Annotated in this window: 14 protein-coding genes; 13 read left to right on the top strand and 1 reads right to left on the bottom strand. The window is 66.6% G+C overall.

What is annotated here, in order from left to right:
- Position 1: 1 nt before the first annotated feature.
- The 11 genes from DYQ94_RS07765 to lpxC all read left to right on the top strand — a co-directional run bounded on the left by DYQ94_RS07765 (position 2) and on the right by lpxC (position 13980).
- Positions 2 to 1477 (top strand): UDP-N-acetylmuramoyl-L-alanyl-D-glutamate--2,6-diaminopimelate ligase, encoded by a 1476-nt coding sequence (locus tag DYQ94_RS07765; protein WP_160954918.1) that lies wholly within the window; start codon positions 2 to 4, stop codon positions 1475 to 1477.
- Positions 1474 to 2967: a UDP-N-acetylmuramoyl-tripeptide--D-alanyl-D-alanine ligase gene (locus DYQ94_RS07760; RefSeq protein ID WP_160954911.1), complete on the top strand. Its 1494-nt coding sequence runs from the start codon at positions 1474 to 1476 to the stop codon at positions 2965 to 2967. The genes DYQ94_RS07765 and DYQ94_RS07760 overlap by 4 nt, the downstream gene beginning before the upstream one ends.
- The gene (mraY, locus tag DYQ94_RS07755; RefSeq protein WP_016903082.1) at positions 2957 to 4042 is read left to right on the top strand and encodes a phospho-N-acetylmuramoyl-pentapeptide-transferase; all 1086 of its coding nucleotides are present in this window, start codon (positions 2957 to 2959) and stop codon (positions 4040 to 4042) included. Before DYQ94_RS07760 ends, mraY begins: the two co-directional genes overlap by 11 nt.
- Positions 4042 to 5421, top strand: coding sequence for a putative lipid II flippase FtsW (ftsW, locus tag DYQ94_RS07750; RefSeq protein WP_016903081.1), 1380 nt, complete (start codon positions 4042 to 4044; stop codon positions 5419 to 5421). The genes mraY and ftsW overlap by 1 nt, the downstream gene beginning before the upstream one ends.
- Entirely contained in the window at positions 5418 to 6683 is a 1266-nt protein-coding gene (gene murG / locus DYQ94_RS07745) for an undecaprenyldiphospho-muramoylpentapeptide beta-N-acetylglucosaminyltransferase (protein WP_160954910.1), read from the top strand. The genes ftsW and murG overlap by 4 nt, the downstream gene beginning before the upstream one ends.
- Positions 6680 to 8113, top strand: a complete 1434-nt coding sequence (gene murC / locus DYQ94_RS07740) for a UDP-N-acetylmuramate--L-alanine ligase (protein ID WP_016902185.1) — start codon at positions 6680 to 6682, stop codon at positions 8111 to 8113. The genes murG and murC overlap by 4 nt, the downstream gene beginning before the upstream one ends.
- Positions 8110 to 9066, top strand: coding sequence for a D-alanine--D-alanine ligase (locus DYQ94_RS07735; RefSeq protein WP_160954909.1), 957 nt, complete (start codon positions 8110 to 8112; stop codon positions 9064 to 9066). The genes murC and DYQ94_RS07735 overlap by 4 nt, the downstream gene beginning before the upstream one ends.
- A 169-nt stretch (positions 9067 to 9235) precedes the next feature.
- Positions 9236 to 10072 carry a cell division protein FtsQ/DivIB gene (locus DYQ94_RS07730; RefSeq protein ID WP_102581980.1) on the top strand — a complete coding sequence of 279 codons (837 nt, stop codon included), beginning with the start codon at positions 9236 to 9238 and terminating at the stop codon, positions 10070 to 10072.
- Entirely contained in the window at positions 10069 to 11304 is a 1236-nt protein-coding gene (gene ftsA / locus DYQ94_RS07725; RefSeq protein ID WP_003485272.1) for a cell division protein FtsA, read from the top strand. The genes DYQ94_RS07730 and ftsA overlap by 4 nt, the downstream gene beginning before the upstream one ends.
- A 293-nt stretch (positions 11305 to 11597) precedes the next feature.
- Positions 11598 to 12836, top strand: a complete 1239-nt coding sequence (gene ftsZ / locus DYQ94_RS07720) for a cell division protein FtsZ (protein WP_126965299.1) — start codon at positions 11598 to 11600, stop codon at positions 12834 to 12836.
- Between the two features lie 232 nt (positions 12837 to 13068).
- The gene (lpxC, locus tag DYQ94_RS07715) at positions 13069 to 13980 is read left to right on the top strand and encodes a UDP-3-O-acyl-N-acetylglucosamine deacetylase (protein WP_024938333.1); all 912 of its coding nucleotides are present in this window, start codon (positions 13069 to 13071) and stop codon (positions 13978 to 13980) included.
- A 186-nt stretch (positions 13981 to 14166) separates the two neighbouring features.
- Here lpxC and DYQ94_RS07710 read toward each other — a convergent pair whose 3' ends face one another.
- A complete protein-coding gene (locus tag DYQ94_RS07710) occupies positions 14167 to 14613 on the bottom strand; it encodes a DciA family protein (RefSeq protein ID WP_024938332.1) in 447 nt (148 codons plus the stop codon).
- Here DYQ94_RS07710 and DYQ94_RS07705 point away from each other — a divergent pair, their 5' ends adjacent.
- The gene (locus tag DYQ94_RS07705; protein WP_024938331.1) at positions 14614 to 15558 is read left to right on the top strand and encodes a M23 family metallopeptidase; all 945 of its coding nucleotides are present in this window, start codon (positions 14614 to 14616) and stop codon (positions 15556 to 15558) included.
- Between the two features lie 155 nt (positions 15559 to 15713).
- Positions 15714 to 18452: a preprotein translocase subunit SecA gene (gene secA, locus DYQ94_RS07700; protein WP_126965300.1), complete on the top strand. Its 2739-nt coding sequence runs from the start codon at positions 15714 to 15716 to the stop codon at positions 18450 to 18452.
- Positions 18453 to 18643 lie beyond the last annotated feature (191 nt).

Raw genomic sequence — 18643 nt, 5'->3', positions numbered from 1 at the left:
CATGCCGCTGTCGCAGTTGTTGCCGGACGTGCCGCTTGCGCACAAGGTGCAGGTCTCGGGCCTGGTGATGGACAGCCGTGCGGTGCGTGCGGGCGATGCCTTCGTGGCGATCGCCGGGTTTGGTGCGCATGGCCTGGGCTTCGTCGACGAGGCGCGCGCCAATGGCTCGGCGGCGGTGTTGTTCGAGCCGCCGGCGCCGGCCGATCTGCCGGCACCGGCCGACGCGATCGCGGTGCCGGGCCTGCGTGCGCGCCTGGGCGCGATGGCCGATCAGTTCCACGGCCAGCCCTCGCGGGCGATGCGCATGGTCGGTGTCACCGGCACCAACGGCAAGACCTCCACCGTGCAATTGCTGGCGCAGGCCCTGACGCTGCTCGGCACCCCGGCCGGCACGCTCGGCACGCTGGGCGTCGGCCTGTACGGCAGCGCCGTGCCGACCGGTTTCACCACGCCGCTGGTGCTGCAGACGCATGCCTTGCTGGCGCAGTTGCGCGACGCGGGCGCGCAGGCGGTGGCGATGGAAGTCAGCTCGCATGCGCTGGACCAGGGCCGCGTGGATGCGGTGCATTTCGACGTGGCGGTGTTCACCAATCTCACCCGCGACCATCTCGATTACCACGGCGACATGGCGCAGTACGGCGCGGCCAAGGCCAGGCTGTTCACGCGCGCCGGATTGAAAGCCGCGGTGGTGAACCTGGATGATGAATTCGGCCGCACGCTGCTGGCCTCGCTCGACCCCGCGCTGCGCGCGATCGGCGTGAGCTCGCGCGCGCAGGCCCAGGCAGGCGTGCGTGCGCAGGCACTGCAGCTGGACCACAACGGCATCAATTTCGCGCTGCATCTCGACGGCCAGGTGCATCCGGTGCACTCGCCGCTGCTGGGCCGCTTCAATGTGGACAACCTGCTGGTCGTGGCCGGTGCGTTGTCTGCGCTGGAGATCGCGCCGGCGCAGATCGCCGAAGTGCTCGGTCGGTTGCAACCGATCCACGGCCGCATGAATCGCCTGGGTGGTGCGCATGGCGCACCGCTGGTGGTCGTCGACTACGCACACACGCCCGACGCGCTGGAACAGGCATTGGCCAGCCTGCGCGCGCATGCACAGGATCGGCTGATCTGCGTGTTCGGCTGCGGTGGTGAGCGCGATACCGGCAAGCGCCCGCAGATGGCGGCCATTGCCGAGGTCAATGCCGACGTGGCGATCGTCACCGACGACAACCCGCGCGGCGAAGATGGCGATGTGATCGTGGCCGATATCCTGCGCGGCTTCGCGCGCCCGGATGCGGCCATCGTGCAGCGCGACCGCGCCGCGGCGATCCATCAGGCCATCAGCATGGCCAGTGCCTCCGACATCGTGCTGATCGCCGGCAAGGGCCACGAACCGTACCAGGAAGTCGCCGGCGTGCGGCATGCCTTCGACGACGCCATCGTGGCGGCGCAGGCCCTGTTGCCGCGTACCGTGCTGGGAGTGCGCGCATGAAGCTCACGCCGCTGTCGTTGATCGCCCACTGGGCCGGTGGCGAGCTGCATGGCGACGACGCCATGATCGACACCTTCGGCAACGACACCCGCACGCTGGCCAACGGCAGCCTGTACGTGGCGCTGCGCGGCGAGCGTTTCGACGGACACGACTTTGCCGCAGACGCGGTGGCGCACGGCGCCAGCGGTGTGCTGGTCGATCGCCTGCTGCCGGAGCTGAGCGTGCCGCAGGTGCTGGTGGAAAATACCGAACTGGCGCTGGCGCGTATCGCCGCCGGCATGCAGCGCGACCGCGCCACGCGGGTGATCGCCTTGACCGGCTCCAACGGCAAGACCAGCGTCAAGGCGCTGCTGCTGGCCATCCTGACCGAGGCTGGGCGTGTCGACGGCACCACCGTGTACGCCACGCCGGGCAACCGTAACAACGAGATCGGCCTGCCGCTGGCGGTGATCGCGGCGCCGGACGATGCGGACCTGGCGATCTACGAAATGGGCGCCGGCAAGCCGGGCGATATCGCCTATCTCACCGAGATCGCCCAGCCGCACGTGGCCCTGGTCAACAACATTGCGCCTGCCCATCTGGAACGCCTGGGCAGCCTGCTCGGCGTCGCCCGCACCAAGGGCGCCATCTACGCCGCATTGCCGGCCGATGGCGTGGCGGTGATCAATGCCGACGATGCCTTCGGTGCCTGGTTCGAGCAGCAACTGCATGCGCAGCCGGTGCAGGGCCGCCGCGTGTTGCGCTACGGCCTGCAGGCCAGTGCCGACATCACCGCGCATGGCTTGCGGCTGCAGGCCAGTGGCGCGCAATTCACCCTGGTGACCCCGCAAGGCCAGGCGCAGATCGCGCTGCCGTTGCCGGGCCGCCACAACGTGCTCAACGCGCTGGCGGCGGCCGGCCTGGCCTTGGGTGCGGGCATCGCCTTGCCGATCATTGCCGCCGGTCTGGCGCAGGTGCGTCCGGTGGCCGGCCGTCAGATCACCCACGCCCTGCCTGGCGGCGCGGTGCTGATCGACGACAGCTACAACGCCAACCCCGGCTCGCTGGATGCCGCCATCGACACCCTGGCCGCTGCGCCTGGCGAAGGCTGGCTGGTGCTCGGCGACATGCGCGAACTCGGCCCGGAAGGCGCGGCCCTGCATGCCGCCGCCGGCCGTCGCGCGCGCGCGGCCAAGCTGCAGCGCCTGTACGCGCTGGGCGAGCTCAGTGCCGCCGCCGCACAGGCGTTCGGCGAGGGCGGCCGCGTGTTCGCCACCCATGCCGCGTTGATCGCGGCCTTGCAGGCGGATCTGGCGCAGCTCGCCGTTTCGCCGACCCAAACGCAGGAATCTTCTTCGATGTACGAACACACCGGTGCGGCGGCGCAGACTGCCGCCACCACGGCGCAAACCCCGCCCACGCTGCTGGTGAAAGGCTCCCGTGGCAGCGCCATGGACCGCATCGTCGCCGCGCTGCTCGCACCGGCGGAGGACGCATCCCATGCTGCTTGAGCTGGCGCGTTGGCTGCAGCAACTGGAGAGCCTGTTCGGGCTGTTCAACTATCTGACCTTCCGCGGCATCCTGGCCGCGCTGACCGCGTTGTTCCTGTCGCTGTGGATGGGCCCGGCGGTGATCCGCAAGCTGGCACAGTTCAAGGGTGGCCAGCCGATCCGCCAGGACGGCCCGCAGACGCATTTTTCCAAGGCCGGCACCCCGACCATGGGCGGCTCGCTGATCCTGCTGACGGTGACCTTGTCGGTGCTGCTGTGGGGCGACCTGCGCAACCGTTACGTGTGGTTGGTGCTGGCGGTGATGGTCTGTTTCGGTGCGATCGGCTGGTACGACGACTGGATCAAGATCGTGCGACGCGATCCCAATGGCCTGAAGTCGCGCTGGAAGTATCTGCTGCAGTCGATCTTCGGCCTGGCCGCGGGCCTGTTCCTGTACTACACCGCCGACGTGCCGGCCGCGATCACCTTCTACATCCCGATGTTCAAGTCGATCGCGCTGCCGCTGGCCGGCGTGAGCTTCGTGGTGATCGCCTATTTCTGGATCGTCGGCTTCTCCAACGCGGTCAATCTGACCGACGGTCTGGACGGCCTGGCGATCATGCCGACCGTGCTGGTGGCCTGTGCGCTGGGCGTGTTCGCCTACGCCTCGGGCAACGTGGTGTTTGCCGAATACCTGAAGATCCCGCTGATTCCCGGGGCCGGCGAGCTGATCATCATCTGCTCGGCGATCGCCGGCGCAGGCTTGGGCTTTCTGTGGTTCAACACCTATCCGGCCATGGTGTTCATGGGTGATATCGGCGCGCTGTCGCTGGGCGCGGTGCTCGGCACCATCGCGGTGATCGTGCGCCAGGAGCTGGTGCTGGTGATCATGGGCGGGGTGTTCGTGATCGAAACGCTGTCGGTGATGATCCAGGTCGCCAGCTTCAAGCTGACCGGCAAGCGCGTGTTCCGCATGGCGCCGATCCATCACCACTTCGAACTCAAGGGCTGGCCGGAGCCGCGCGTGATCGTGCGCTTCTGGATCATTTCGGTGGTGCTGGTGCTGATCGGCCTTGCCACGTTGAAGGTGCGCTGATGAACGACATGTCCCGCCAGGCCACGCGACTGGACGCCATCGGCGGCCGCTACGACCCGTGGCTGCTCGGGGCCGCGGCCACGCTCGCCTCGCTGGGCGTGGTGATGGTGGCGTCCAGCTCGATCGAGCTGTCCGACAATCCGTTCTATTACCTGACCCGCCATCTGCTGTTCCTGGGCATCGGCGTGGGTTTGGCGTTCTGGGCGATGCGTACCGAGCTCAAGACCATCGAACAGTACAACCAGGTGCTGCTGCTGGCCTGCTTCGGCCTGCTGATGGTGGTGTTCGTGCCCGGCCTGGGCAGCAGCGTCAACGGCGCCAAGCGCTGGATCAACCTGGGCGTGTCGAAATTCCAGACCGTCGAAGCGGTCAAGGTGCTCTACATCGTGTGGCTGTCCAGCTACCTGGTGCGCTTTCGCGACGAGGTCAATGCGACCTGGCCGGCGATGCTCAAGCCGCTGGGCGTGGCGATCGCACTGGTCGGCCTGCTGCTGATGCAGCCGGACTTCGGCTCGTCCACGCTGCTGCTGGCGATCACCGCCGGCATGCTGGTGCTGGGCGGGGTGAACCTGCCGCGCATGTCGATGCCGATCGTGTTCGGCCTGCCGGTATTCGCCTTCATCGCGATCCTGGAGCCGTACCGGCTGCGTCGCATCACCTCGTTCCTGGACCCGTGGGCCGACCAGCTTGGCTCCGGCTATCAGCTGTCCAACGCCTTGATGGCAGTCGGCCGTGGCCAGTGGACCGGCGTGGGCCTGGGCGCCTCGGTACAGAAGCTCAACTACCTGCCCGAAGCGCATACCGACTTCATCTTCTCGGTCATCGCCGAAGAGCTCGGCTTTGTCGGCGTGTGCGGGGTGATTTCGCTGTACGCGCTGCTGGTCGGCCGCGCGTTCTGGCTGGGCATGCGCTGCGTGGAAATGAAGCGTCACTTCTCCGGCTACATCGCCTTCGGCATCGGCTTGTGGATCAGCCTGCAGAGCTTCGTCTCGGTAGGCGTGAACCTGGGCATCCTGCCGACCAAGGGCCTGACCCTGCCGCTGATTTCCTCCGGCGGTTCGTCGGTGCTGATGACCTGCGTGGCGATGGGCCTGCTGCTGCGCGTGTCCTACGAAATGGATCGTGCCGAGCGCCTGCGCAGCAAGTTGTCGCCGCAGGGTGCGGGCGCGCCGTCGGCCGAGCCGGCCGAACCGGTGGTCGAGTCGGCCACGCCGGCCTACGCGCCCGCGCGCAAGCCGCAGCGCGAGCCGGTTGCCGCCGCACCTGCGCCGGCACCGGTTGCTGCAGCCTCGGCGACGTCTGCGCATGCGTCCGAGTTCCTGCGCGGCACCAGCCGCATGCAGCCGCGCGTGGAACCGACCTTCGGGAGGATTGCATGAGCGCTCATGCAAATCCCGCGCATACGCCCGCATATCCAGGTGCGGGGATCCGACCAGTGATGATTCTGGCTGGCGGCACCGGCGGGCACATCTTCCCGGGTCTGGCCGTGGCCAAGGTGCTGCGCGCGCGTGGCGTGCCGGTGACCTGGCTGGGCGCCGACGGCGCGATGGAAACCCGGCTGGTGCCGCAGCACGATATTCAACTCGACACGCTGGCCATCAGCGGCCTGCGCGGCAAGGGCCTGGTGAAATTGCTCGGTGCACCGGTGCGGGTGATGCGCGCAGTGCGCGCCGCCGGCTTCGTGCTGCGCAAGCGCCAGCCGCGTGCGGTGATCAGTTTCGGCGGCTTTGCGGCCGGCCCGGGCGGCCTGGCAGCGCGGCTGCTCGGCGTGCCGTTGCTGGTGCACGAACAGAACCGCGCGCCCGGCATGACCAACAAGGTGTTGTCGCGGTTTGCGCGCCGTGTGCTGACCGGTTTCCCGGGCAGCTTCGCTGGCGAAGAAGCGGTGGGCAATCCGGTGCGTGCGGAAATCGCAGCGCTTCCCGCGCCGGCCACGCGTCTGCTCGGCCGTGGCAATGCCGTACGCGTGCTGGTGCTCGGTGGCAGCCAGGGCGCACGCGCATTGAACCAGGCCGTGCCGGCGGCACTGGCTGCGCTCGGTCACCCGGATGTGGACGTGCGCCACCAGTGCGGCGAAAAGCTGCGTGCCGAAGCCGAGGCCGCGTACGCGCAGGCGGGCGCCAACGCCAGCGTCGAACCCTTCATCGCCGACATGGCCGCCGCCTACGCCTGGGCCGACCTGGTCGTGTGCCGCGCCGGTGCCTCCACGCTGGCCGAACTATGCGCCGCCGGCATCGGCAGCGTGCTGGTGCCCTTCGCCGCAGCGGTGGACGACCACCAGACCCGCAATGCCGAATACCTGGTCGGCGCCGATGCCGCCGTGCTGCTCAAGCAGGACGACACCCTGGCCGCGCGCTTGCAGCAGGTCTTGCAGACCCTGCTCGCCGACCCCGCCCGCCGCCTGGCGATGGCACAGGCCGCCCGCACCCTGGCCAAGCCGGACGCCGCCGAACGCATCGCCGACATCATTCTTCAGGAAGCCGGGAGTGGGGATTCGGGATTTGGGATTCGTAAAGAGCAACAGCACAAGCAGGACAGCATGCAGACATCCGTTAATGGCGACCGCTCCGCGCAATTGATCGCCACCAATCTCCAATCCCGAATTCCCAATCCCGGCACCTCCACCGGAGGTGCTGCGTGATCCGCCGTCTGCAGGACAGTGGCGATCTGGTGCGTGCATTTCCGCGCGTGCATTTCGTCGGTATCGGTGGCACTGGCATGAGCGGCATTGCCGAGGTGATGCTGACGCTGGGCTATGAAGTCTCCGGCTCGGACAACTCCGATAACGTGGCGACGCGGCGGCTGGCCAAGCTGGGTGCGCGGGTGATGCGCGGGCATTCGGCGGCCAACGTGCTCGGCACCGATTGCGTGGTGGTGTCCAGCGCGATCCGCGAAGACAACCCCGAGCTGATGGAAGCGCGCAGCCAGCGCATTCCGATCATGCCGCGTGCGGCGATGCTGGCCGAGCTGATGCGGTTCCGTCGCGGCATCGCGGTGGCCGGCACGCATGGCAAGACCACCACCACCAGCCTGGCCGCAGCGGTGCTGAGCGAGGGCGGGCTGGATCCGACCTTCGTCATCGGCGGGCAGTTGCTGGCCGCCGGCGCCAACGCCAAGCTGGGCGGCGGCCAGTGGCTGGTGGCCGAGGCCGACGAAAGCGACGGCAGCTTCCTGCGCCTGAATCCGCTGATGGCGGTGATCACCAACATCGATTCGGATCACCTGGAAAACTACGGCAACGATTTCGCACGCATCCAGGCCGCCTTCGCCGAGTTCCTGCAGCGCCTGCCGTTCTACGGCCTGGCATTGCTGTGCATCGACGACCCGGAAGTGGCCGCGCTGGCCGGCAAGACGCCGCGCCACGTGATGAGCTACGGCATGAGCGAAAACGCCGACGTACGCGCCGAAGACGTGGTGCAGGACGGCCCGCGCATGCGCTTCACGCTGCGTCTGCCCGAAGGCACCACCACCCCGGTGACGCTGGCCTTGCCGGGCCGCCACAACGTGCTCAACGCACTGGCGGCCGCTGCGATCGGCTGGCAGCTGGGTGTGGCGCCGGAGACCATTGCGCGTGCGCTGGAAAACTTCGCCGGCATCGGCCGCCGCTTCAACGACCTGGGCGAAGTCACCACCAGCACCGGTGCGCGCGTGCGCGTGGTCGACGATTACGGCCACCATCCGCGCGAGCTGGAAGCGGTGTTCGCTGCTGCCCGTGGCGGCTGGCCGGACAAGCGCCTGGTGGTCGCATTCCAGCCGCATCGCTACAGCCGTACCCGCGATCAATTCGATGCCTTCGCCGCGGTGCTGAGCACCGTCGATGCGCTGGTGCTGAGCGAGGTCTATCCGGCCGGCGAAGCACCGATTCCAGGCGCCGATGCGCGCGCGCTGGCGCGTGCGATCCGTGCGCGCGGCCGCAGCGAACCGGTGGTGGTCGGGCAGATTTCCGGCCTGGCCGAAGTGCTGCCGGACGTGCTGCAGGACGGCGATCTGCTGCTGATGATGGGCGCCGGCGATATCGGCTATGTCGCGCAGCACATCATCAACAACGGTTTCACCGGAGCGAGCGCATGAGCACGGTGATTCCCAACGCACGTACCAGCGATCCGGCCGCGTTCGGACGCGTCGCCGTGCTGCTCGGCGGTACCTCGTCCGAGCGCGAAGTGTCGTTGAACTCCGGCAGCAACGTGCTTGACGCACTGCGCGCGCGCGGTGTCGACGCGCAGCCGGTCGACGGCATTCCGGCCCTGGCGCAGGCCCTGGTCGAAAAACGCTTCGATCGCGTCTTCAACGTGCTGCACGGCCATAACGGCGGCGGCGAAGACGGCATCGTGCAAGGCCTGATGGAAGCCTTCAAGGTGCCGTACACCGGCTCCAACGTGCTGGGTTCGGCGTTGAGCATGGACAAGATCCGCACCAAGCAGGTGTGGCTGTCACTGGGCCTGTCCACGCCGCGCTATGCGCGCCTGGCCGCCGGTGCCAGCGCCGACGACATCCATGCCGCCGCCCGGCAGATCGGCTTGCCGGTGATCGTCAAGCCGGCCAACGAAGGCTCCAGCGTCGGCATCAGCCGCGTGTTCGACCAGGCCCAGCTCGAACAAGCCGTGCTGCTGGCGGCGCGCTACGACGGCGCGCTGCTGATGGAGCAGCTGATCGAAGGCGACGAACTCACCGTGGCCGTGCTCGGCGAGGTCGCGCTGCCGTCGATCCGCATCGTGCCCAAGGGCCAGTGGTACGACTACAACGCCAAGTACCTGGCCGACGACACCCAGTACCTGTGCCCGGGCCTGGACGGCGATGCCGAGACGCAACTGCGCCAGCTCGCCCTGGACGCCTTCCGCGCTGCCGGTGCCCGCGGCTGGGGCCGCGTCGACGTGATGCGCGACCGCACCAGCGGCCAGCTGTATCTGCTGGAGGTCAACACCGCCCCGGGCATGACCAGCCACTCGCTGGTGCCCAAGGCCGCGCGCCAGCTCGGCATCGATTTCGAAGAACTGGTCTGGCGCGTGCTGGAGCAGACGCTATGACGCGGGGATTGGGGATTCGGGATTCGGGATTGGCCAACAGCGACGCCATGCGCGCCGTTGCTGTTGCCGTGGCGAATCCCCAATCCCTAATCCCCAATCCCGCGCGCGCAGCGCGCGCCGTTGCGATTCCCTATTCCCGATTCCCCATTCCCGCGCGCGGAGCGCGCGCATGAACGCCACCCTGCGCATCCTGGCGTGGTTGCTCGCGGTGGCGCTGGTCGCGTTGCCGGTGGTGGCTGTGCTCAATGGCTGGGTCGGTGCCGAGCGTTGGCCGTTGGCGCGCTTGCGGGTGTCGGGCGACTTCAAGCGGGTGCCGGCCGAAGAGTTGCGCGCGGTGGTCCTGCCGTATGCGCGCGCGGGCTTTTTCGCGGTGAAGTTGCAGAACGCGCAGGACGCCATCGCGCGCTTGCCGTGGGTAGAAAGTGCGCAGGTGCGCAAGCGCTGGCCGGACGTGCTGGAAGTGCACGTCACCGAGCACAAGCCGTTCGCGCGCTGGGGCACCGACCGCATGTTGTCCGAGCAGGGCCGGTTGTTCCGCACCCCGCCGTTGTTGAAGGATTTCAAGCTGCCGCAACTCGGTGGCCCGGACAGCAAGACCCAGGACGTGGTGGCGCTCTACAACGAATCGCGCGCGTTGTTCGCGCCAACCGGGCTGGATGTGGAGCGTCTGGAAATGGACGCGCGCGGCAGCTGGTCGCTGGGCCTGAGCAACGGCGTGCAGATCGTGATCGGCCGCGACGACGCGCGCGCGCGCCTGCAGCGCTTCGCCCGCGTGCTGCCGCAACTGGCAGACCCGCAACGCCCGATCGCCCGCGCCGACCTGCGCTACACCAACGGCTTCACGGTCGAGCGGCGAATGGAGAGTGGGGAATCGGGAATGGATAAAAAACCCAAGCCGGTGTCGCCCGCTGCGCCTCACGCACTCGTCCTCAATTCTCCTCGCCTCCGTGCACCGCTGTTGACCATTCCCCATTCGCTATTCCCTATTCCCGGCTTTAAGACATGAACCGCAAAGGCGACAAATCCCTCATCGTTGGACTGGACATCGGCACCTCCAAGGTCGTCGCGCTGGTCGGCGAGTACTCGCCCGGCAATCCGATCGAAGTGATCGGCATCGGTTCGCATGAATCGCGCGGTCTCAAGCGCGGCGTGGTGGTGGACATCGAGTCCACCGTGCAGTCGATCCAGCGCGCGGTGGAAGAGGCCGAGCTGATGGCCGGTTGCGAAATCCGCTCGGTGTACGCGTCGATTTCCGGCAACCACGTGCAGTGCAAGAACTCGCCCGGCATCGTGCCGATCCGCGACGGCGAAGTGACCTGGAGCGATCTGGAGCGCGTGCTGGATGCGGCCAAGGCCGTGGCCATTCCTGCCGACCAGCGCATCCTGCATGCGATCCCGCGCGAGTACGTGCTGGACGATTCGCAGGAAGGCATCCGCAATCCGGTCGGCATGACCGGCGTGCGCCTGGAGGTGCACGCGCATCTGGTGGTGTGCGCGCAGTCGGCAGCGGCCAACATCACCAAGTGCGTGCAGAAGTGCGGCCTGCAGGTGGACGATCTGGTGCTGTCGTCGCTGGCCTCCAGCGTGGCGGTCCTGACCGCCGACGAGCGCGAACTGGGCGTGGTGCTGGTGGATATCGGCGCCGGCACCACCGACCTTGCGGTCTACGTGCAGGGCGCGATCTGCCACACCGCCTCGCTGCCGATCGCCGGCGACCACGTCACCAACGACATCGCGCACATGCTGCGCACGCCCACCCCGGAAGCCGAACAGATCAAGGTGCGCTACGCCTGTGCGCTGGCGCAGCTGGCCACCGCCGAAGAAAGCATCCAGGTGCCGTCGGTCGGCGACCGCCCGCCGCGTCGCATGCCGCGGCATGCGCTCGCGCAGGCAGTGCAGGGCCGTTACGAGGAAATCTTCGAAATGGTGCAGGCCGAACTGCGCCGCTCCGGTTTCGAGGAAATGGTGCGCGCCGGCATGGTGCTCACCGGCGGTGCGTCGAAGATGGAAGGCGTGGTCGAACTGGCCGAAGAGATGTTGCAGATGCCGGTGCGCGTGGGCATTCCCCAGCACGTCACCGGCCTGGGCGAAGTCGTCGGCAACCCGGTGCACGCCTCCGGCGTGGGCCTGTTGCTGATGGGCAGCCAGATCGAACACCCGCGCCGCCCGTCGATCCCGACCGGTCGCGCCGGGAGCTTGTTCAAGAAATTGAAGAACTGGTATCGCGGGGAATTCTGAGGGGCCGGGATTTGGAATTCGGAATTTGGGATTGGCAAGGGCGAAAAAAAGCAGAGTGGTAGCAACGATTAAGTGGAGAGCGGCGAGCGGGTAGGCGGTAAAATTTTTTGCAGGCATTGCGTCGAGGAGTAGGTGCTATGAGTCGTAGAGCGCAACAGCGCATCCATGGCCCAGGCACACGAATCCCGACTTTCAAACAACAACACTCGCCGTGATGCGGAGTGGGACAGGGACCAGCGCGTTTGCGACTCCCCAATCCCCACCCCCCAATCCCGGCTCAAGAGGACACTGACATGGCACATTTTGAACTGATCGAAAAGATGGCTCCCAACGCGGTAATCAAGGTCGTTGGCGTGGGCGGCGGCGGCGGCAACGCGGTTGCGCACATGGTCAACACCAATGTCGATGGCGTGGAGTTCATCACCGCCAACACCGACTCGCAGGCGATCAAGAACTGCGGCGCCAAGCTGCAGCTGCAGCTCGGCACCAACGTCACCAAGGGCCTGGGCGCGGGCGCCAATCCGGAAGTCGGCCGCCAGGCCGCGCTGGAAGACCGCGAGCGCATCATGGACGCGCTGCAGGGTGCGGACATGGTGTTCATCACCGCCGGCATGGGCGGCGGCACCGGCACCGGCGCCGCCCCGGTGGTTGCACAGCTGGCCAAGGAAATGGGCATCCTGACCGTGGCCGTGGTCACCAAGCCGTTCCCGTTCGAAGGCCGTCGCCGCATGCAGGTTGCGCTCAAGGGCATCGAGGAGCTGAGCCAGCATTGCGACTCGCTGATCACCATCCCCAATGAAAAGCTGATCACCGTGCTCGGCCGCAACGCCACCATGATCCAGGCCTTCCGCGCCGCCAACGACGTGCTGCAGGGCGCCGTGCAGGGCATCGCCGACCTGATCGTGCGTCCGGGTCTGATCAACGTCGACTTCGCCGACGTGCGCACCGTGATGTCGGAAATGGGCCTGGCCATGATGGGCACCGGCTCGGCACGCGGCGACGATCGCGCGCAGGCCGCTGCCGAAGCCGCCATCCAGAACCCGCTGCTGGACGACGTCAACCTGGCCGGTGCCAACGGCATCCTGGTCAACATCACCGCCGGCCCGGACTTCACCATGTCCGAGTTCGACGAGATCGGCCGCACCATCGAAGCGTTCGCCTCGGAAGATGCGACCGTGGTCGTCGGCACCGTGCTCGACCCGGACATGCAGGACGAAGTGCGCGTCACCGTGGTGGCCACCGGCCTGAACCGTGCGGTTGCCCGCCAGACCCAGCGTCCGGACCAGCGCGCGCCGATCAAGCTGGTGCGCAATGCCACCACCGGCCAGCCGGAGTTCGGCGATTTCGACACCAGCGGCGGCGATGCGGTGTCCAAGGCCGTCGGCGGCAGCATGGGCCTGGGCCTGCGTCGTCCGAGCAGCGACTCGGTCGGCAGCGGCGGCAACAACGGCGGCGGTTCGGCTACGCCGGCCGCAGACCTGCCCAACGACTACCTGGATATCCCGGCGTTCCTGCGCCGCCAGGCCGACTGAGGATCGTCGACCGCGTCGCTACGGCGGCGTGGTCCGTTCCGCCCCGGGGTTCGCCTCGGGGGTGAAGTGCCATGTCCTTTCTGCCGGATCGGCCACGATCCGGCAGCTTTTGCAGTGGCGTGACCCGGGGATTACAGTTCCCGTCACGCGCGACTTGTTAAAATTCAGATAATCTCTACGGATTAGACAGCCGGTTCAGCGTCTGTCTGCATTGTTCATCCAGACTTCGCATATGACCCAGCAACGCACTCTCAAGAACACCATTCGCGCCACCGGCGTCGGCCTGCACAGCGGCGACAAGGTGTACATGACGCTACGGCCGGCTCCGGTCGATCATGGCGTGGTGTTCCGGCGTGTGGACCTGGAGCCGATCGTCGAAGTCCCGGCCGATGCCGAACTGGTCACCGAGACCACGCTGTGCACCGGCCTGACCTGCAATGGCGCCAAGATCCAGACCGTCGAGCACCTGATGTCGGCACTGGCCGGCCTGGGTGTGGACAATGTCATCGTCGAACTGTCCTCGGCCGAGTTGCCGATCATGGACGGTTCGTCCGGCCCGTTCGTGTTCCTGCTGCAGTCGGCAGGCATCGTCGAGCAGAACAAGGCCAAGCGCTTCATCCGCATCAAGCAGACGGTGGAAGTGCGCGAGGGCGACAAGGTCGCGCGCTTCGAGCCGTACGAGGGCTACAAGCTCGGCTTCACCATCGAATTCAATCACCCGATGATCCCGGCCAAGCAGTCGCGCCAGGAAATCGAGTTCTCCACCTCGGCCTACGTCAAGGAAATCTCGCGCGCCCGCACCTTCGGCTTCATGCGCGACCTTGAATACATGCGCGAGCGCAATCTGGGCCTGGGCGGTTCGATGGACAACGCCATCGTGCTGGACGAGTTCCGCGTGCTCAACGAGGACGGCCTCCGCTATACCAACGAATTCGTGCGGCACAAGATCCTGGACGCCATCGGCGACCTGTACCTGGCCGGCGGCGCCATTCTGGGCGCCTACGAAGGCTTCAAGTCCGGCCACGCGCTCAACAACAAGCTGGTGCGTGCGCTGCTGGCGGATCAGGCCGCCTGGGAATGGGTCAGCTTCCCGGAAGGCACCGTGCAACCGCCGGTCACCTACGCCAGCCCCGTCTACGCCTGATGTCGGGGAATGCCGCAGTCGGCGTTCAAAGTGTGAACTGCGTCGGATTACCGGCCCGTTCTTAACTTTTATTTAAGACTTCTCTAACTCCTGCGTGGCTGAGGCCCGCTAGGATGCGTCGGGTCGTGCGCGGTCTTCGCAATTCTTTCACGCTGCGGCGGCCGCTTCGCACCAGCGGCGCGGTGCTCACCGTTTGGTGGGTGGAACATCCTGCAGGGAGGCCAGCGCATCGCGCAGACCTCTGTGCGTGGCCTCCGAGACGGGGCGCGGACGCTCGCGATTCTGCTGCATTGGGGAATGCAGCGGGGTGGTAGTGGTCTTGATGGTCACTGCGGTGGCCTTCAGTCCGATGGATCGGGCGGCATCCAGTAATTGGGTCTCGGCAAGTCGCAACTTGGCATGCCAGACAGGTGAATCAACCAGAAAAACGAGCTGTTCGTCTCTGACATTGGCCAGCCGGCAACGGGTGGCCAGATGAGGCGGTAACAGGGGGCGCAACTGTCGGTCCAGCGCATCGAGCCACAACGCTCGGCGCAAGGGGTCGCCAGCCTTTTCACCCAACGCGGCCTCGATGGCCGGTTGTGGGACGGAAGGGTTGCGTGCGTTGGACTTGGGCTTGGACATGACACTCATATGGCGTTGAAGAAAGTTGTAATCAAATCTCGCGAAACCCGGGCGCAGCGGTTGGCCCGCCAGTTCCAGGGCTTTGCCGCGGATCGACCGATGGTAGTCCTCGGCGCCGTGCTTGGGCTGGGCATGTTGATCGGCATCGGTGCCAGCACCGCCACCGGCATGGTGACCAATTCCGCGTTGCAGGCCAAGGTTGCCCGGCAGCAGGCCGAGCTGGCCCAGGCGCAGCGCGCCTCGCAGGCGCAGGTCAACGCACTGGCCGCGCGCATGGGCGAGCTGCAGGCGCAGGCCACCCGTCTCAATGCATTGGGCGAGCGGCTGACCGAAATGGGCAAGCTGAAGGACGGCGAGTTCGACTTCGACGCCCCGGTCGGCGTCGGTGGCGGCGACGAGCCGGTCAGCGACATGCCGGTCGAGTCGCTCAAGCAGACGCTGGGGCAGGTCGAACAGCAGTTCTCCGCCTCCGGCCAGCAACTGAACGTGCTGGCCGCGCTGATGTTCGATCATCAGCTCGAACAGAATTCGGTGCCCTCGCGGATGCCGATCCGCAACACCTACATCACCTCCGGCTTCGGCGGCCGCGCCGATCCGTTCGACGGTGGTTCGGCCTTCCACAAGGGCGTGGACTTCCACGCCAACGTGGGCGACCCGGTGATGTCGGTCGCCGACGGCGTGGTCAGCTATGCCGGCGTGCGCGGCGGCTACGGCAACGTGGTGGAAGTGGACCACGGCAACGGCTATGTGACCCGCTATGCGCACAACTCGCGCCTGGTGGTGAAGGTGGGCGACCTGGTCCGCGCCGGCCAGCAGGTGGCCCGGGCCGGATCCAGCGGCCGCTCCACCGGCGCCCACGTGCATTTCGAGGTGTGGGCGGACGGGCGGGTGGTCAATCCGCGCAAGTTCCTGGGCGATACCAACACGCCGGTGGGCCGCCGCGGGCGCGGTTGACGACGGCGCGGGCGGCGCTTGATTCGTGAAGGCCCGCCCCAAGCTACAATAGGGTGTTGCCATCGACAGGGCGCAGTGCGCCCTGTTTCGTTTACGGCGGCCGGGTCTTGGGGACCGGCGTCGGTCAAACCGTTCCTTTTCAACCGGTTTCTTCAATGATCAACAGTCTGCTTACCCGTGTCTTTGGCAGTCGTAACGAACGCCAGCTGCGCCAGCTCAACCGCCTCGTCACCCAGATCAATGCGCTGGAGCCGACGATCGAGAAGCTCTCCGACGCCGAGCTGCAAGCCAAGACTCCGGAGTTCAAGCAGCGACTTGCCGCCGGCGAGTCCCTGGACAAGATTCTTCCCGAAGCCTTTGCGGTGTGCCGCGAGGCCAGCCGCCGCGTGCTCGGCATGCGCCATTACGACGTGCAGCTGATCGGCGGCATGGTGCTGCACCTGGGCAAGATCGCCGAGATGCGCACCGGTGAAGGCAAGACCCTGGTCGCCACGCTGCCGGTGTACCTCAACGCGCTGCAGGGCGAGGGCGTGCATGTGGTCACGGTCAACGACTACCTGGCGCGCCGCGACGCCGCGCAGATGGGCAAGCTGTACAACTGGCTGGGCCTGAGCGTGGGCGTGGTGTATCCGGGCATGCCGCATAGCGACAAGCGCGAGGCCTACGGCAGCGACATCACCTACGGCACCAACAACGAGTTCGGTTTCGACTACCTGCGCGACAACATGGCGCTGTCCAAGGCCGACCGTTACCAGCGCAACCTGCATTACGCGATCGTCGACGAAGTCGACTCGATCCTGATCGACGAGGCGCGTACCCCGCTGATCATCTCCGGCCCGGCCGACGAGTCGCCGGAGCTGTACATCCGCGTCAACCGCATCGTGCCGCAGCTGACCAGGCAGGAAAGCGAAGAGGGCGAGGGCGACTTCTGGATCGACGAGAAGGGCAAGCAGGTGCATCTGTCCGAGGCGGGCATGGGCCACGCCGAAGAACTGCTGATGCAGGCCGGCATCCTGGAAAATGCCGACGACGGCCTGTACGCCGCGCAGAACCTGAGCGTGGTGCATCACCTCAATGCCGCGCTGCGCGCGCATGCGATCTATCAGCGCGACGTGGACTACATCGTGCGCGATGGCGAGGTGGTGATCGTCGACGAATTCACTGGCCGCACGTTGAGCGGGCGCCGTTGGTCCGACGGCCTGCACCAGGCGGTCGAGGCCAAGGAAGGCGTGCCGGTGCAGCGCGAGAACCAGACGCTGGCCAGCATCACCTTCCAGAACCTGTTCCGCATGTACAAGAAGCTGTCCGGCATGACCGGTACGGCCGACACCGAGGCCTACGAATTCCAGAGCATCTACGGCCTGGAAGTGGTGGTGATCCCGACCAACCGCCCGACCGTGCGCAAGGACCATCCGGACCAGGTGTTCCTCAACCGCAAGGGCAAGTTCAACGCGGTGCTGGCCGACATCGAAGACTGCGCCAAGCGCGGCCAGCCGGTGCTGGTGGGTACCACCTCGATCGAGACTTCGGAGATGCTGTCCGAGCACCTGCGCAAGGCCGGGGTCAAGCACGAAGTGCTCAACGCCAAGCAGCACGAGCGCGAAGCCACCATCGTGGCCAACGCAGGCCAGCCAGGCGCGGTGACCATCGCCACCAACATGGCCGGCCGCGGTACCGACATCGTGCTGGGCGGTTCGCTGGAAACCGAGCTGCATGCCATGGGCGACGACATCAGCGACGAGCAGCGCCTTGCGGCCAAGACCGAATGGCAGCGTCGTCACGATGCGGTCAAGGCGGCCGGCGGCCTGCACATCATCGGTACCGAGCGGCACGAGTCGCGTCGTATCGACAATCAGCTGCGTGGCCGTGCCGGTCGTCAGGGCGACCCGGGTTCCTCGCGCTTCTATCTGTCGCTGGAAGACAACCTGATGCGCATCTTCGCCTCGGACTGGGTCCAGAAGGCGATGCGCATGATGGGCATGAAGGAAGACGACGTCATCGAAGACCGCCTGGTCAGCCGGCAGATCGAAAAGGCGCAGCGCAAGGTGGAAGCGCACAACTTCGACATCCGCAAGAACCTGCTGGACTTCGACGACGTCAACAACGACCAGCGCAAGGTGATCTACGCCCAGCGCGACGAATTGCTGGATGCCGAATCGGTCAAGGACAACGTCGACGGCATCCGTGGCGATGTGATCTACGACCTGGTCGCACGCTTCGTGCCGCCCAACTCTGTCGATGAGCAGTGGGACCTGAAGGGTCTGGAAGCCACGCTGGAATCGGAGCTGGGCATGCCGCTGGCGCTGAGCGAGATGGCACGCACGCAGGAAGAACTGGACGCCGAGCAGATTGCGGCCAAGGTGCAGGCAGCGGTGGATGCGCACTTTGCCGAGAAGGAAGCGGCGGTGGGCAACGACACCATGCGCGCGTTGGAGAAGCACGTGATGCTGACCGTGCTCGACCAGGGCTGGAAGGAGCATCTGGCCAAGATGGATTACCTGCGCCAGGGCATCTATCTGCGTGGCTATGCGCAGAAGCAGCCCAAGCAGGAATACAAGAAGGAAGCCTTCGAGCTGTTCTCCGAGATGCTGGAGAACGTCAAGCGCGAAGTGATCAACCTGCTGGCGCGCGTGCGCATCCGCAGCGAAGAGGAAGTGGCCGAGCTGGAAGAGCAGGAGCGTCTGCAGGCGCAGGCGCGCTTGATGGCCTCGCAGTTCCAGCATCAGGACGCCGGCGGCTATGGTGCCGACGAGGAAGTGGAACAGATGCAGGGCGGCAACGCCCCGGTGCCGGTGTCGCAGGTGACCCGCGACGAGCCCAAGGTGGGCCGTAACGATCCGTGCCCCTGCGGCAGCGGCAAGAAGTACAAGCACTGCCACGGTCAACTCAGCTGAGCTGAGTTGACCGTGGTGCAGCCCGCTTGGCGGGCTGCACACCAGGCATCCGCGTAGCGGACGCCTGGTGCACGGTCCTTGCTTCCGATCCCCGCGCCTTTGGCGCGCCCCCTTACCAAGGGGGCTCTGCTTACGAATGGGATTCGCTGGAGCTGCTGATGAGCAGGTCATGGAGTGTCGGAGGCTGGGTG

Source organism: Xanthomonas sp. LMG 8993 (assembly GCF_009835065.2).
Lineage (GTDB): Bacteria > Pseudomonadota > Gammaproteobacteria > Xanthomonadales > Xanthomonadaceae > Xanthomonas > Xanthomonas arboricola.
This window is presented reverse-complemented; position numbering and strand designations above follow the sequence as displayed.